Origin of the sequence: Actinomadura vinacea, from assembly GCF_039532545.1 — a bacterium.
Classification (GTDB): Bacteria; Actinomycetota; Actinomycetes; order Streptosporangiales; family Streptosporangiaceae; genus Spirillospora; species Spirillospora vinacea.
Map to the genome: position 1 here is coordinate 48,055 of NZ_BAAARW010000042.1, position 13,058 is coordinate 61,112.

General features: G+C 70.7%; 16 protein-coding genes and 1 tRNA gene. 7 read left to right on the top strand and 10 right to left on the bottom strand.

Going from position 1 to position 13,058, the window contains the following annotated elements:
- Positions 1 to 14 precede the first annotated feature (14 nt).
- Together ABD340_RS44065 and ABD340_RS44070 are read right to left on the bottom strand one after the other, a co-directional pair.
- Positions 15 to 1,205 (bottom strand): AAA family ATPase, encoded by a 1,191-nt coding sequence (locus ABD340_RS44065; protein WP_425547536.1) that lies wholly within the window; start codon positions 1,203 to 1,205, stop codon positions 15 to 17.
- Between the two features lie 300 nt (positions 1,206 to 1,505).
- Complete coding sequence (locus ABD340_RS44070; RefSeq protein ID WP_344597690.1) at positions 1,506 to 2,516, bottom strand: pirin family protein; 1,011 nt, start codon at positions 2,514 to 2,516, stop codon at positions 1,506 to 1,508.
- A gap of 102 nt (positions 2,517 to 2,618) precedes the next feature.
- Between ABD340_RS44070 and ABD340_RS44075 the strand changes: the two genes are divergently transcribed.
- Positions 2,619 to 3,080, top strand: a complete 462-nt coding sequence (locus tag ABD340_RS44075) for a MarR family winged helix-turn-helix transcriptional regulator (protein ID WP_344597692.1) — start codon at positions 2,619 to 2,621, stop codon at positions 3,078 to 3,080.
- Here the strand turns inward: ABD340_RS44075 and ABD340_RS44080 are convergent.
- The gene (locus ABD340_RS44080; RefSeq protein WP_344597694.1) at positions 3,077 to 3,493 is read right to left on the bottom strand and encodes a hypothetical protein; all 417 of its coding nucleotides are present in this window, start codon (positions 3,491 to 3,493) and stop codon (positions 3,077 to 3,079) included. The genes ABD340_RS44075 and ABD340_RS44080 overlap by 4 nt on opposite strands.
- 201 nt (positions 3,494 to 3,694) lie before the next feature.
- On the opposite strand from ABD340_RS44080, the gene ABD340_RS44085 reads away from it, so the two are divergent.
- Positions 3,695 to 4,393 carry a M15 family metallopeptidase gene (locus tag ABD340_RS44085; protein ID WP_344597695.1) on the top strand — a complete coding sequence of 233 codons (699 nt, stop codon included), beginning with the start codon at positions 3,695 to 3,697 and terminating at the stop codon, positions 4,391 to 4,393.
- A gap of 7 nt (positions 4,394 to 4,400) precedes the next feature.
- Here the strand turns inward: ABD340_RS44085 and ABD340_RS44090 are convergent, their stop codons facing one another.
- On the bottom strand, positions 4,401 to 4,574 hold the full coding sequence (locus tag ABD340_RS44090) for a hypothetical protein (RefSeq protein WP_344597697.1): 174 nt from the start codon (positions 4,572 to 4,574) through the stop codon (positions 4,401 to 4,403).
- A 121-nt stretch (positions 4,575 to 4,695) separates the two neighbouring features.
- Here ABD340_RS44090 and ABD340_RS44095 point away from each other — a divergent pair.
- Positions 4,696 to 4,785 (top strand) — tRNA-Ser (locus tag ABD340_RS44095).
- A 353-nt stretch (positions 4,786 to 5,138) separates the two neighbouring features.
- Here the strand turns inward: ABD340_RS44095 and ABD340_RS44100 are convergent.
- Entirely contained in the window at positions 5,139 to 5,888 is a 750-nt protein-coding gene (locus ABD340_RS44100; protein WP_344597698.1) for a hypothetical protein, read from the bottom strand.
- Positions 5,889 to 6,145: 257 nt separating this feature from the next.
- Positions 6,146 to 6,286: a hypothetical protein gene (locus ABD340_RS44105; RefSeq protein ID WP_344597699.1), complete on the bottom strand. Its 141-nt coding sequence runs from the start codon at positions 6,284 to 6,286 to the stop codon at positions 6,146 to 6,148.
- A 147-nt stretch (positions 6,287 to 6,433) separates the two neighbouring features.
- Between ABD340_RS44105 and ABD340_RS44110 the strand changes: the two genes are divergently transcribed.
- Positions 6,434 to 7,237 carry an inositol monophosphatase family protein gene (locus ABD340_RS44110; RefSeq protein ID WP_344597701.1) on the top strand — a complete coding sequence of 268 codons (804 nt, stop codon included), beginning with the start codon at positions 6,434 to 6,436 and terminating at the stop codon, positions 7,235 to 7,237.
- Here ABD340_RS44110 and ABD340_RS44115 read toward each other — a convergent pair.
- Positions 7,209 to 7,544 carry a DUF6191 domain-containing protein gene (locus ABD340_RS44115; RefSeq protein ID WP_344597703.1) on the bottom strand — a complete coding sequence of 112 codons (336 nt, stop codon included), beginning with the start codon at positions 7,542 to 7,544 and terminating at the stop codon, positions 7,209 to 7,211. The genes ABD340_RS44110 and ABD340_RS44115 overlap by 29 nt on opposite strands.
- Positions 7,545 to 7,577: 33 nt before the next feature.
- A complete protein-coding gene (locus ABD340_RS44120; protein ID WP_344597705.1) occupies positions 7,578 to 8,585 on the bottom strand; it encodes a hypothetical protein in 1,008 nt (335 codons plus the stop codon).
- Positions 8,586 to 8,751: 166 nt separating this feature from the next.
- Between ABD340_RS44120 and ABD340_RS44125 the strand changes: the two genes are divergently transcribed.
- On the top strand, positions 8,752 to 9,228 hold the full coding sequence (locus ABD340_RS44125; protein ID WP_344597707.1) for a macro domain-containing protein: 477 nt from the start codon (positions 8,752 to 8,754) through the stop codon (positions 9,226 to 9,228).
- Here the strand turns inward: ABD340_RS44125 and ABD340_RS44130 are convergent.
- On the bottom strand, positions 9,225 to 10,256 hold the full coding sequence (locus tag ABD340_RS44130; protein ID WP_344597709.1) for an aldo/keto reductase: 1,032 nt from the start codon (positions 10,254 to 10,256) through the stop codon (positions 9,225 to 9,227). The genes ABD340_RS44125 and ABD340_RS44130 overlap by 4 nt on opposite strands.
- Before the next feature lie 74 nt (positions 10,257 to 10,330).
- Between ABD340_RS44130 and ABD340_RS44135 the strand changes: the two genes are divergently transcribed.
- A complete protein-coding gene (locus ABD340_RS44135; RefSeq protein WP_344597711.1) occupies positions 10,331 to 10,951 on the top strand; it encodes a TetR/AcrR family transcriptional regulator in 621 nt (206 codons plus the stop codon).
- A 33-nt stretch (positions 10,952 to 10,984) separates the two neighbouring features.
- Here the strand turns inward: ABD340_RS44135 and ABD340_RS44140 are convergent, their stop codons facing one another.
- On the bottom strand, positions 10,985 to 12,355 hold the full coding sequence (locus ABD340_RS44140; RefSeq protein WP_344597713.1) for a sensor histidine kinase: 1,371 nt from the start codon (positions 12,353 to 12,355) through the stop codon (positions 10,985 to 10,987).
- A 162-nt stretch (positions 12,356 to 12,517) separates the two neighbouring features.
- On the opposite strand from ABD340_RS44140, the gene ABD340_RS44145 reads away from it, so the two are divergent.
- On the top strand, positions 12,518 to 13,058 hold a 541-nt coding region (locus ABD340_RS44145; protein ID WP_344597714.1), incomplete at its 3' end, for an RNA-guided endonuclease InsQ/TnpB family protein.

Consider the following 13,058-nt stretch of genomic DNA (forward strand, 5'->3'; position numbering starts at 1 on the left):
AGAGATTCCTCGGGTCAGGCGGGTTGGGCGCGCAGGAACTTGCCGAAGTGCGGGACGGTGAACGCGACCAGGCCGCGCTCGGCGCTGTAGATGAGGCCCTTCTTGATCAGGCCGTCGCGGGCGGGTGACAGGCTGGAGGGCTTGCGGCCCAGTTCCTCGGCGACCGCGGCCGTGGGCACCGGGTCGTCGCCCAGCATCGCCATCGCCCGCATGTAGTCGCGTTCGGCGGGGGTGGCCCGGTCGTACCGGCTGCCGAAGAAGCCGACCGCCAGCTCGCTCTCCGCCTCCGGGGCCGCGACCTTGATGTCATCGGCGGTGATGGGGGTGTCGGGTGCGACGTCCCAGACGACCTTGGCGTACGCCTGGACGAAGTAGGGGTAGCCGTCGGCGGCGCCGTACAGCTCGTCGAGGGCCTCGGGCGTGAAGGTGACGTGCTCGCGCTCGGCCGGGGCCATCAGTGCGAAGTCGGCCGACTCCCGGTCGAGCCGGTCGATGCGGGCGTACCGGAAGAGGCGCTCGGAGTAGGACTTGCTGGCCGACAGCACGGCGGGCAGGTGGGGCAGGCCCGCTCCGACCACGATGAGGGGGCCGCCGACCTGGGAGAGTTCGTGGCAGGCGGCGCACAGCGCGGAGACGTCGTCGGCGGGGATGTCCTGCATCTCGTCCACGAACAGCGCGATGCCGACGCCGACGTCGGTGGCCACCGAGGCGGCGTCGACGAACAGCTCGGTGAGGTCGATCTCCAGGTCGCCGGAGTCGGCGCGGCCGCGGGCGGCGGGCACGTCGATGCCGGGTTGCCAGCGGTGCGCGCGGGCCTTGCCCCGCCCGGTGCCGCCGGTCTCCTCGCCGGCCTGCGCGAACGCCTTGAGCACGCCGAGGAACTCGGCGATCCGGTCGGGCGCGCGGTGCCGCGGGGCCAGTTCGCGCACCGCCATGTGGAGGGCGGAGGCCACCGGCCGCCGGATCGACTGGTCGGGACGGGCCTCGATCTTGCCGGTGCCCCACAGCCGCTGGATGGCCATCGAGCGGAACGCGTTGAGCAGCACGGTCTTGCCCACGCCGCGCAGCCCGGTGACGACCATGCTGCGCTCGGGACGGCCGCGCGCCACCCGTTCGAGGACCACCTCGAACTGCTGCAGCTCGCGGTCGCGGCCGGCCAGCTCCGGTGGGCGCTGCCCGGCGCCCGGGGCATAGGGATTGCGCACGGGGTCCACGCTCTCGGACTCTATGAGCCGATATAGCTGAGGACGTAGATTTGCGTAGAAACCCGTACGGCGTGTCGCGTGGGAGTCCCGCCGCCGCGCGCAGCGCGCCGCCGCGTCCCGGCCGATCGGGGTCACCGTCGCCGCCATGTGCCACCTCCCCGGGCGCGCGTGCGTGCGAACGAGCTGGTCGAACCTCTGTTCGACTGTTCGAACACAGTAGCGCATGAGGCCCCGTCCGTCACCCGGAACGCGACGAACGGCCGCGCGCCCTCTTCCTGGGTACGCCTCCGGAAGCGCAGGTCAGGCCATGGATTCGTCCGCGCTCGACTGGTGCGGGACGCGTTCGGCCGGGACCGTCCCCATCCGTCCCGCCTGGAAGTCCTCGAACGCCTGGACGATCTCCTCACGGGTGTTCATCACGAACGGCCCGTACCGTGCGACGGGTTCGCGGATCGGCAGCCCGCCCAGCACCAGGACCTCCCAGCCGTTCGGGCTCGCGGCGGGCTGGCTCGCGGCGGCCCGCAGCAGCAGCCCGTCGCCGTCCCCCTTGTGGTGGGATCCGGCGAAGGCGGCGAGCTGCCCTTCGTCGACCGCGGCCTCCTCCACCCCGGCGGTGCCGCGCCCGGACAGCGAGTACACCAGCGCGTTGAACTCGCGCGGCCACGGCAGGGCGAGCCGCGCCCCGGGCGCCACGGTCGCGTGCAGGTAGTTGATCGGCGTGTACGTCACGCCGGGCCCGTCGTACCCGGCCAGCGAGCCGGCGATCACCCGTACCAGGGAGGAGCCGTCGTCGGCGGCGAGCAGCTTCACGTCGCGCGCCTCGATGTCCTGGTAGCGCGGCTTGACCCACTTCTGGGCGCGGGGCAGGTTCACCCACAGTTGGACGCCGTGGAACAGCCCGCCCTTGGCGACCAGTTCGGGCGGCGGCTGCTCGATGTGCTGGATGCCGGAGGCGGCCGTCATCCACTGGGTGGCGCCGTCCGAGATGAGCCCGCCTCCGCCGGTGGTGTCCTGGTGCTGGAACGCGCCGTCGATGATGTAGGTGACGGTCTCGAACCCCCGGTGCGGGTGCCAGGGGGTGCCTTTCGCCTCTCCCGGTCCGTAGTCCACCGCTCCCATGTGGTCGAGCAGCAGGAAGGGGTCGGCCATCGGCAGGTCCACGCCCGGGAACGGGCGCCGGACCTGGAAGCCCTCGCCCTCGAGATGGCGCTGGGCGGTGACGACCTTGGCCACGCGCCGCCAGTCGGTGCCGGCCTCGGGGAGCCGGGGCAGGCGGGGCAGCGTGAGCGGGTCGGCCATGACGGCTGGCATGGGACTCTCCTCTTTCACTCGCAGGTGCCCCGTAGAACCTAGTTGAAAGATAAACTATTCCGCCGAAGTGATTGAAGATTCAACTGGCCGTATACTGGGCACATGAGCGAACCACGATGGCTCGACGCCACCCAGCAGCAGCACTGGCGGGCCTACGTGGACGGCAGCATCAGGCTCACCGAGATGATGGACCGCGACCTGAAGAGCAGGCACGGCCTATCGGTCTCGGAGTACGAGATCCTAGTCCGGCTCTCGGAGGCGCCCGACCGCCGTCTGCGGATGGCCGAACTGGCCGAGCACGCCAGCCAGTCCCGCAGCCGACTGTCCCACACCTGCTCCCGCCTGGAGGCCAAGGGCCTCGTCAAGCGGGACAACTGCCCCAACGACAAGCGCGGAGTCTTCGCCCATCTCACCGACGAGGGCTTCGCCACGCTGGAACGCGCCGCCCGCGACCATGTCGAGACCGTCCGCACCTACTTCATCGACGTGATCGACCCCGCGGACCTGGCGGCCATCGGACGGGCCTTCGCCGCCGTGGTCGACCGGATCGGCGACGCCCGCTAAAGGGGCAGACCGGTCAGGAAACCGACCGACACCAGAGTCAGGAACACCCAACCCAGCATCATCCCGAACCCGAACGGCCGCCACGCGCCACGCACGTGCCACGCCAGCAGGCCGCCGAGTCCGAACGCCAGCACCAGCAGCGTCACCATCTGCGGCAGCGTGCTCGGCCGCTTGCTGTTCATCAGCGGGGCGTACATCATCACCGCGTCCACGAACAAGAACGTGAGGAAACCGGCGACGCCCTCGCGCCGCGGCGGCGCCACCACCGGACTCCGCTTGGGCAACCGCAGCAGCGGCTCGGCCCGCTCGGCGTCCTCGACCTCCACATTGGCCGCCACCGCGAAGATCTCGTCCTCCAGGCTGGCGTCCTCGCCCGCGGTCGCTCGCGGGTCCCGTTCTTGCGGCTCGCCCATGCCGGCTCCCTGGCCGGGGGACGCCGGGGTTGCCCCCGGCCGGGGGTGAACGAATCGGCGCGGCGTGCTCGCCCCCGTCCCCTGTAACGACGGGCACGCCCTTAGACGCACCGTAGCGAACGACGGGTCCCACGCGAAGACGCCGCGGCATGTCATCCTGGTGTTATGCCTGGTAGTCGCCTAACGAGCACAGCGGTACTGGTGACCGCCCTGGCCGTCGGCGTGTCCGGATGTGGCCGCGGCTCCGACGACACGGGCCGGCCCACGGGCGGGGCCGCGCCGCCGACCGCCGCCGGAACCGCGCCCGCGGCTTCGCCCGCGCCGACCCGGCAGGAGTTCGAGGCGCAGATCAAGAAGGTCACCGCGTCCGACCTCAAGCACTCCTGGCGCCGGGGCTGCCCGGTTGCGCCGTCCGGGCTGCGGATGATCGAGATGACGTACTGGGGGATGGACAAGAAGCCGCACGCCAACGGGCGCCTGGTCGTCAACGCCGACGCGGCCAAGGACCTGGTCAAGGTGTTCCGCAAGCTCTACGACATGCGCTACCCGATCGAGCGCATGGAGCCCGTGGACGTCTACAAGGGCAGCGACTTCGACTCGATCGAGGCCAACAACACCTCGGCGTTCAACTGCCGCAGCGCCACCGGCTCCGGCAACTGGTCGCAGCACGCCTTCGGCCTGGCGATCGACCTCAACCCTTGCGAAAACCCCTACGTGTCGGCCGACGGCACGGTGGCGCACAAGGACTGCGTCAAGTTCAAGAACCGCAAGCGCCGCGATCCCGGCGTCATCCACGCCGGCGACCGCGTCGTCAAGGCCTTCGCCTCGATCGGCTGGGGCTGGGGTGGCGAGTGGGGCGGCCCCTGGGACTACCAGCACTTCTCCAGCTCGGGCCGCTGAGCCGGGCTCAGATCGACATCGCCACGCCGAGCGCCACGATCACGACGAGAGCCACGACGGCGACGATCCCGATGATGAGCCCGGTGTTCACCTGCTTGGGCTTCTCGGCGGCCGGCTGCTGCGCGGCGAAGTTCTGGAACTGGTGGGTCGTCCCGGCCGGGTCATTGGGCGTATCAGACATGCGGACGAGGGTAACGGATGCGTTCGTCCCGGCTCAGGCAGTACGCCCCATCCTGGGGTTCCCCCTGGCAAAAGCCCGGTGAACCCTCCCGTCCAGACCCGCTATCGTGGGGGCTGCTCCAGGAGGCTTCGCATAGTGGACGAGTGCAACGGTCTTGAAAACCGTAGAGCCGGTAACCCCGGTTCCGTGGGTTCGAATCCCACAGCCTCCGCCGACCAGCATCTCCCCGGCTCACACCGCTGCCCGCGGGATGAGGATCGCGTCGATCCGCCTATTCACGACCGCTTGGCGTAGACCGGCCGCAGCACATCAACGCCATGACCGGTTCTTTCTGCCGCATCTGGACCAGACACCCCAGCGTGAGCCAGCAGGTCAGGGGTGCGTCCCAGCCTGCCCCGCCGCCCCCCGCAGTTGCGAGGTAGTGTCAGCGCCCTGAACCGCCCGGACATGAGCTTCCAAAGGGAAGGAGGTCCGGTACGAGACCGGACCTCCCTGTTCGAGCGATCGCTCGATCACTCAGTCTTGGAGCGCCAGCCGAACAGTTGCTCAGCTGGGCCGCATGGATCAGATCTTCACGGTGAAGAACGCGGCCACCCAGGCCACGAGCTTGAGCCAGCTCTGGTGCTTCTTGGGGTCGATGGAGATCTCGATGACCTCCCACGACCCTGGTGATGTGTGCGGGATCCCGTCCGGGCCCCAGGTGGTGGTCCAGCTGCACTTTGTGAGACCGTACGGCCCCTCGGCGATGTACTCGTGCCACCACGATTTGTGCATCATGCTCCCGTCCGGGGCCATGATGACGGTCTCGACGCCGTGCAAGGTGAGCCCAGACGGGCCCTCCCTGGTCCACTCCTTCGTCACCGATTTGTACTTTTTCCCGTCCGGGGTCGTGCTCCAGTTCGGGGTCTCCTTTGAGGGCTTCCACGGGCTCTTGTCGTCGAGGGTCCCACGGAGGTCCACCTTGAAGGTCGCGCGGTGGTCCACCCAGTAGTGCAGCCCGCCAGCGATGACCATTTGGCTCAGCAGGATGCCGGCCAGGTTGAAGCTGATGCCCAGGGGGGCACCAACCAGGTTCCCCACCACGTAGACGACGGCAGCCGTGCAAGCGGTGTACAGCGTCACGTGCCAGGCCAAGGCGCGCTTGGTGTCTCCTACCTTCAGGTAGCCGTTTCCGTTCCGGCCCTTGTTCACAAGGGCCTCACAGGACGCCCACCTCAGGTGGCCGACCCTCTTGGCCGTTTTCCGCATCACCCAATAGATTCCGAAGAATGCCAGAAAGGTGAACAGTTTCTCGAAGTACCCGAGTCCCAACATCTCGGTCCCTCCTTCGTTGCCTTGCTTTGACGCCTCTTGTTTCGAGGCCTTGAACATGACCGTGCGAGGACAACGAGGATCGACATGCATCTGAGGGGTACGAATCTCCAGCTAGGCACTCCGGCTCTGGTGGCATCGGGCGCGAGCCGTGACGGTTGCGGCAGACTGTGTTCATTGCAACCCCGGCCCAGGGGCTCGCCTGGCGGCTCGCACCCTGGCTGGAAAGCTCCACGTCCGCCCAGAGCTTCTCCGCGGATCTAGTCCATCCAGCCCGACTCCTGCGGATTTCGCATGTCGTAGTCGAACCACGACCACAACAACCACAAGCCCAACGCCCCGAGCACGGCCAGCACACACACCGCCAGCAGGACGATCACCAACATCGTTCGGCTGCTCATACCGATGTCCTCAGATCCACGTGAGACACGCTAGAGCCGAGGGGGCTGCACGGGCCGGCGTGGTGGCGGGGTCCGGTGGCGTGGTCGGGGGACGGGGTGTGGCACCGTCGAGGGGATCTTGCTTCTCCCGGCGATGGGGTGGTCCCTATGTCTGATGTGTCCGAATCGCTGCTGCCTGTCGCGCTGCGGGCGGCGGGTATCGCGGGTGATCTCATGCGCACCCGCGCGCCCGGCCTGGTCACGGTCAAGGGGGACCGCGACATGGCGACCGAGGTCGACTACGCAGTGGAGCGTGCGGTGCGCGAGCACCTGCGCGAGAGTACGCCCGACATCGCCATTCTCGGGGAAGAGGAGGGGATGACCGGTGATGCCGGGAGCGAGTTGGTCTGGGCGGTCGATCCTGTGGACGGGACGGCGAACTTCGCCCGGGGCATCCCGCTCTGCGGTTTCTCGCTGGGGCTTCTCCGGCGGGGACGGCCCGTCGTGGGGGTCATCGACCTGCCGTTCCTGGGGACGCGGTATCACGCGGCGGAGGGTGCCGGTGCCCATGTCGGAGACCGTCGCATTCACGCGAGCGCGACCACCGATCTCAAAGAGGCCGTCATTTCGATGGGGGACTACTCGGTGGACGAAGACGCGGCGGCCAAGAACCGGTTCCGCGTGTCCCTGGCCGAGCGGTTCGCGGCCGGCGTCCAGCGGATCCGCATGCTGGGGTCGGCCGCGATCGATCTCGCCTGGGTCGCCGAGGGGAGGCTGGACGCCTGCGTCATTCTGTCGAACAAGCCCTGGGACACCGCCGCGGGCGTCGTCATCGCCCGGGAGGCGGGGGCCATGGTGACCGACGAGGACGGCACCGACCACGCCTTCGAGTCGGGTGCCACGATCGGGGCCGCGCCCGCGCTCTCCGCGGAGATCGTCGGGATCATTCGGGAGATGCGGGCGCGATCCTGATGGTGGCGGTGCCGGTGTCGAGGTCGACGCGGCTTCGCGGCGGCGCGTCGTCGCCCTCGTCGTCCCGGAGCATCAGCGCGCTCTGGCGCTGGTCGATCTCGTGGCGCTTGGACGAGCCGTAGACGGCGTGGAGTTCCTCGAATCCCGCCGCCGCCATGGGGCGCCCGTCGGCCGTTTTCCGCCACGGCAGGCGGAGCCTGCTGCTGTTGGCCGCGTGCCCGATGCGGTCGATGACGGCGAACGCGAAAAGGAGCAGCACCAGTCCGGGGATCGAGACGATGGCCATGATCGCGATGACGAGGGACATGCTGGTTCAACGGGGGCGTGTCGCTGGTCGTTCCTAGGCGACCTTGGCCCAGACGTCCAGGAGGCGGGCGGTGGAGCCGCCGATGGGGCCGACGGCGTCGTCGATCACCGAGCGGGGCGGGAGTTCGGCGCCGGCGATCGCCTGAACGGCCCGGGCGGGGTCGTCGATGGTGGTGGAGCAGACCGACAGCAGGTACTCCGGGACGGTCAGGGCCGGGTCGGTGCAGCCGACCAGCGGCGTGCCGACGGCGGCGATCAGCGGGAAGATCGTCCCGGGAATGCCGATGGCGGCCTCGGCGCGGGCGGAGGCGCGCAGGGTCGGGATGTCGCTGATCTCGTACCGGTCCCAGAGCGAGCGGTCCTCGCGCGGGTGCAGGCCGACCAGGATGCGCTTGCCCGCGGCCTGCAGCCGTTCGGCGGAGGCGCGGAGGAGCTCGGTGCCGGGGGCGGCCCCGCCGGTCTCGTCGTCGCGGGTGACGCTGGTGATGACCAGGACGAGGTCGCGTTCGGGGGCGCGTGCGGGCAGGTCGTCGGTCTGCGGCGAGCCGACGACCTTGATCGGCCGGTGCGTTCCCAGGTAGCCGCCGAACGAGCGGGCCTCGGCGCGGGACGAGGCGGTGACGGCGCGCAGCCGGGGCCGGAGGCGGCGGGCGCCGGGGGCCTCCGCGGGGCCGAGGTAGGCGAGCGCGCTGGCGGCCAGGGGGAGGCGGTGGAAGCGGTCGGCGCATTCCAGCGGCCAGTCGCCGGCGCCGGTGACGACGATGAGGTCGGCCGGGGGCGCCTGGCCTGGGGTGGCGACGGGGACGGGGTCGCCCGGCTTGATCTGGGACAGGTCGGGGACGAGCTGGGTGAGCCGCCAGCCGCGGCGGGCGGCCTCGGCGAGCAGCGGCGCGACGTGGTACGTGCCCCACGGCTCGTTCGTCGCGATCAGGGCGCGCAGCGGGCGGGCCGCGGCGGTGCCGGTGGCGACGGCCGGTACGGTCAGCGCGGCCGTCAGGAGGGTGCGGCGGGACGGTCCCCGCCGTCCATGATCGTTGTGCATGCGGCGACCGTACGGGTCCTGGGCGGACGTCCGGTTAACGGCATGAGGTTCTGTCTGTAACACGGCAAAATCGGCGGATGGGTGGAAAGCGGCGCCCGGGCGGGAGAACGAGCACGCGCCCGGTGCCCTGAACGAACTGTCGGACGCTCCGGCTAGCGTCGGGTCCATGGCCGCCATCCGGTACATCAAGGGCGACGCGACCTCACCGCAGGCCAAGGGCACCAAGGTGATCGCGCACGTCTGCAACGACCTGGGCGGCTGGGGCAAGGGCTTCGTTCTGGCCATCTCCAAACGCTGGCCCGACCCCGAAAAGGCCTACCGCGCCTGGCATCGCGACCGTGCGCACAACGACTTCGGCTTGGGCGCCGTGCAGTTCGTCCAGGTGGAGCCCTACATCTGGGTGGCCAACATGGTCGGCCAACGCGGCATCAGGCCGAGCAAGAAGAACGGCCCGCCGATCCGCTACGACGCGGTGGACCAGTGCCTGACCGCCCTGGCCGACAAGGCCAAGGCGCTGGACGCGACCGTCCACATGCCCCGAATAGGCTGTGGCCTGGCGGGCGGCAAGTGGTCCCGCATAGAACCCCTGGTCACCATTCGCCTGACCGCCCAGGGCATAGAGGTCACCGTCTACGAGGCCTAGAGAGGCGGGTTGAGCCGGGCGAAGCCTTCCTGGCGGTGGTAGGGGAAGTACGGGTATGGCGGGGTCACGTTGCCGGCCGCGTCGAGCCGGGCGATCTGGTCGGGCGTCAGCGTCCAGCCGGTGGCGCCGAGGTTCTGCCGGAGCTGCTCCTCGTTGCGGGCACCGATGATCACCGACGCGACGGTCGGCCGCCGCAGCAGCCAGTTGATCGCGATCTGCGGAACGGCCTTGCCCGTCTCCTGCGCGATCTCGTCGAGGGCGTCGACGACGTTGAAGAGGTGCTCGTCCTCGACCGGCGGGCCGTAGTCGGCGGTCTGGTGCAGCCGGCTGTTCGCCGGGAGCGGCCGGCCGCGGCGCACCTTGCCGGTGAGCCGTCCCCAGCCGAGCGGGCTCCAGACGAGCGCGCCGACGCCCTGGTCGGCCCCGAGGGGCTGCAGCTCCCATTCGTAGTCACGGCCGATCAGCGAGTAGTAAACCTGGTGGGCGGCGTAGCGGGGGTGGCCGTATCGGTCCGCGATCGCCAGCGATTTCATCAACTGCCAGCCGGAGAAGTTGGACACGCCGACGTAGCGCACCTTCCCCGCCTGTACGAGCGTGTCCAGAGTGGACAGCACCTCCTCGATCGGGGTGCCGGCGTCGAAGGCGTGGAGCTGGAACAGGTCGATGCGGTCGGTGCCGAGCCGGCGCAGCGCGTCCTCACATGCCTTGATCAGCCGTGACCGGGACGAACCCGCGTCGCCGGGGCCCTCGCCCATGGGCAGGCTCGTCTTGGTGGACAGGAGCACCCGGTCCCGGCGGCCCTTGATCGCCTCGCCGAGCACTTCCTCGGACGCGCCGTCCGAGTAGACGTCGGCGGTGTCGAACATCGTGACGCCGGCGTCCAGGCAGATGTCCACCAGTCGGCGCGCCTCTCGGGCGCCGGTGTCGCCCCAGGCGCCGAACAACTCGCCCCGGCCGCCGAACGTCCCGGCGCCGAAGCTCAGCGCCGGAACCTTGAGCCCGGAGGTCCCCAGCCGTCGATACTCCACAGCGCACGTCCTTAATGGGTCTAGAGTGTCATTAAGACTCACGCTATCACGCTTAATGGAACTGGAGTGCCGTTATGGATGCTGGAGGTGCGGGCACGGTCCGGCCGGGCGGGCGTACGGCGGCGGTCCGCGCGGCGGTGCTCCGCGCCGCCGGCGACATCCTCGCCGAGCAGGGCTTCGGCGCACTGGACCTCGCGGACGTGGCGGCGCGGGCAGGGGTGGGCAAGACCACCGTCTACCGCCGCTGGGGGAACGCGCCCCGGCTGGTGGCCGACCTGCTCGTCGACATGGCCCAGCAGTCACTGCCCCGCACCGAGACGGGCAGCCTGCTGGGCGACCTGCGGGCCAACGCCCGCCTGGTGCAACGCACGCTCTCCGACCCGCGCCAGGGACGGCTGTTCAAGGCCCTGATCGCCGCCGCGGTCTGCGACGAGCAGGCCGCCGACGCGCTGCACCGCTTCTACCGGGTCCGCGTCGAGGAGTGGGCGTCGTGCGTCCGGCAGGCGGTCGAGCGCGGCGAGGTGCCCGAGGGCACGGATTCGCACGAGGTCGTCCGCGCGGTTTCCGCGCCGCTCTACTATCGCCTGCTGACCAGCGGGGATCCGCTCGACGAAGCCGCGGCCGACCGCGCCGCCCACGCGGTCGCGGTAGCCGCCCGCACCGGCGCCTACGTCAGCGAGCCTGACCTGCCTTGATGGGTCAGCCGGAAGGCTCGCCCGGGCAGGCTTTCACGTCACCGTGCCGCCTTCAGGGAGGGTGATGCGGACGGTGGTGCCCGCGCCGGGGGCCGACAGGAGTTCGGCGTGGCCGCCGTGGGCGGCGGCTATGGCGGCGACGATGGGCAGCCCGAGGCCCGCGCCGTCGTTCTCCCGCTCGGAACGGTGGAAACGTTCGAAAGCGCGGGCGGCGTCTTCGGGCCGCATGCCCGGGCCCTCGTCCGACACCTCGATCAGGATCGCCTGGGGGGCTTGGGCCAGGCGCACGGCCGCGGGCGTGCCGTCCGGGGTGTGCGCGCGGACGTTCGCCAGGAGATTCGCGAGGATCTGCCGGATGCGGGACTCGTCCACGACGGCGTCCAGGGTGTCCGGGGCGTCCAGGGTGAACGAGCGGTCCGGGGCGGCGGCGGACGCGTCGGCGACGGCGTCGCGGGCCAGCGCGGTCAGGTCGGCGGGGGCGGGCTTGAGGGACGCCTCGCGGTCCAGGCGGGCGAGTTCGAGCAGGTCGCCGACCAGGCGGCTCATGCGGCGGGCCTCGTCCTCGATGCGCCGCATCGCGTCGGGCAGCTCGTCCGGGCCGAGCGCGCCGTGCCGGTACAGCTCGGCGTACCCCTGGATCGTGGTGAGCGGGGTGCGCAGCTCGTGCGAGGCGTCGGCCGCGAACTCGCGGACCCGGGCCTCGGACCGGCCGCGCGCCCAGAACGCCTGCTCGATCCGGTCCAGCATCACGTTGATCGCGGCTGCGAGCCGGGAGGCCTCCGAGTGCGGTCCCGGGTCGGGCATCCGGGCGCGCAGGTCGCCGCCCATCGCGATCGCCTGGGCGGTGGCGGCCATCCGGTGCAGCGGCAGCAGGCCCCGGCCGATCAGCCACCGGCCGAGGAGCAGGAGCGCCGCCAGCAGCAGCGCGGCCGTCGCGACCTCGGCCAGGACGAGGTTGCGCACCGCCAGCCGGATCTCGTCCAGCGGCGTGGCGACCACCACCGTGCCGCCGGCGCGGGCGGGACGGGCGACGGCGCGCAGCCCGGCGAGGGAGAACGGTTCGAGGGTGGCTGCGTGCCCGGCCAGGCCGCCGGGGCCGAGCCGCCGGATCTGCTCGTACGCCTCCGCCGGGTCGGGCTGGTCGCCGCTGAGGACGCGGATCCGCCCCGTTCCGGAGACCGACAGGACGACGAACCGGGCGGGCGCGACGCCCTCGCTCGGCAGGCCGGGCCGGATCAGCCGGGTGACGGCGCGGTCGCGGGTGGCGCGGAGCTGGTCGTCCACCCGGTTCATGAGGTAGCCGTGCAGGACCACCGCGCTCACCAGGCCCATGATCATCAGACCGGAGAGGGTGACGGCCACCAGCCCGGCCAGCAGCCGGGTGTTGAGCGCCGGCCGCTTCATGGACGAACCTCCGAGGAAACCCCGGCCTTCAGGCCGGGGAGGAAGCGGACCCCTGCGGAGCAGGGGAGGGAACATTCGCCCCTCGGGGCGAATGCCGGTTGGCCAGGCGTTATCCGGCACGTTTTCGTCCCTGTGTTCGAGCGTGCACGTTACGATCGGCCCGTGCCGCGTTACCGCCTGGACCCCACGCGAGAGCAGGAGCAAGCCCTGCTCTCGCATTGCGCGCACGCCCGGTACGTGTGGAACCTGGCCGTCGAGCAGCATGCGCACTGGTCCCGGCACCGGGGCAGCGCACCCGGCTACAAAGAGCAGTCCCGGCAGCTCACCGCGGCCCGCGCCGAGTTCGAGTGGCTGCGGGCCGGTTCTCAGACCGTGCAGCAGCAGGCGTTGCGTGACTTCGCGCAGGCGATGGGCAACTTCTTCGCCGGTACCCACCGCCGCCCCACCTGGCGCAGGCAAGGTGTGCATGAGGGGTTCCGGCAGGTCGGCGTCAAACGCCACCAGGTCAGGCGCCTGTCGCGCAAGTGGGGCGCGGTGCTGGTGCCCAAGTGCGGATGGGTCAGGTTCCGCCTGTCGCGGCCGGTGCCGGAGGGCGTGAAGTCCTACCGGGTCACCCGTGATCGGACCGGGCGCTGGCATGTGGCGTTCACGCACCTCCCGCCCCCGGTCCCCGGCCCCGGCAACGGGGCCGTGGTCGGGGTGG

Coding starts and splice junctions, on each gene's coding strand:
- ABD340_RS44120 (WP_344597705.1), bottom strand. CDS start 8,585: ATGCACAACGATCATGGACGGCGGGGACCGTCCCGCCGCACCCTCCTG.
- ABD340_RS44115 (WP_344597703.1), bottom strand. CDS start 7,544: ATGTCCCTCGTCATCGCGATCATGGCCATCGTCTCGATCCCCGGACTG.
- ABD340_RS44110 (WP_344597701.1), top strand. CDS start 6,434: ATGTCTGATGTGTCCGAATCGCTGCTGCCTGTCGCGCTGCGGGCGGCG.
- ABD340_RS44090 (WP_344597697.1), bottom strand. CDS start 4,574: ATGTCTGATACGCCCAATGACCCGGCCGGGACGACCCACCAGTTCCAG.
- ABD340_RS44100 (WP_344597698.1), bottom strand. CDS start 5,888: ATGTTGGGACTCGGGTACTTCGAGAAACTGTTCACCTTTCTGGCATTC.
- ABD340_RS44140 (WP_344597713.1), bottom strand. CDS start 12,355: ATGAAGCGGCCGGCGCTCAACACCCGGCTGCTGGCCGGGCTGGTGGCC.
- ABD340_RS44105 (WP_344597699.1), bottom strand. CDS start 6,286: ATGAGCAGCCGAACGATGTTGGTGATCGTCCTGCTGGCGGTGTGTGTG.
- ABD340_RS44075 (WP_344597692.1), top strand. CDS start 2,619: ATGAGCGAACCACGATGGCTCGACGCCACCCAGCAGCAGCACTGGCGG.
- ABD340_RS44080 (WP_344597694.1), bottom strand. CDS start 3,493: ATGGGCGAGCCGCAAGAACGGGACCCGCGAGCGACCGCGGGCGAGGAC.
- ABD340_RS44125 (WP_344597707.1), top strand. CDS start 8,752: ATGGCCGCCATCCGGTACATCAAGGGCGACGCGACCTCACCGCAGGCC.
- ABD340_RS44070 (WP_344597690.1), bottom strand. CDS start 2,516: ATGCCAGCCGTCATGGCCGACCCGCTCACGCTGCCCCGCCTGCCCCGG.
- ABD340_RS44135 (WP_344597711.1), top strand. CDS start 10,331: ATGGATGCTGGAGGTGCGGGCACGGTCCGGCCGGGCGGGCGTACGGCG.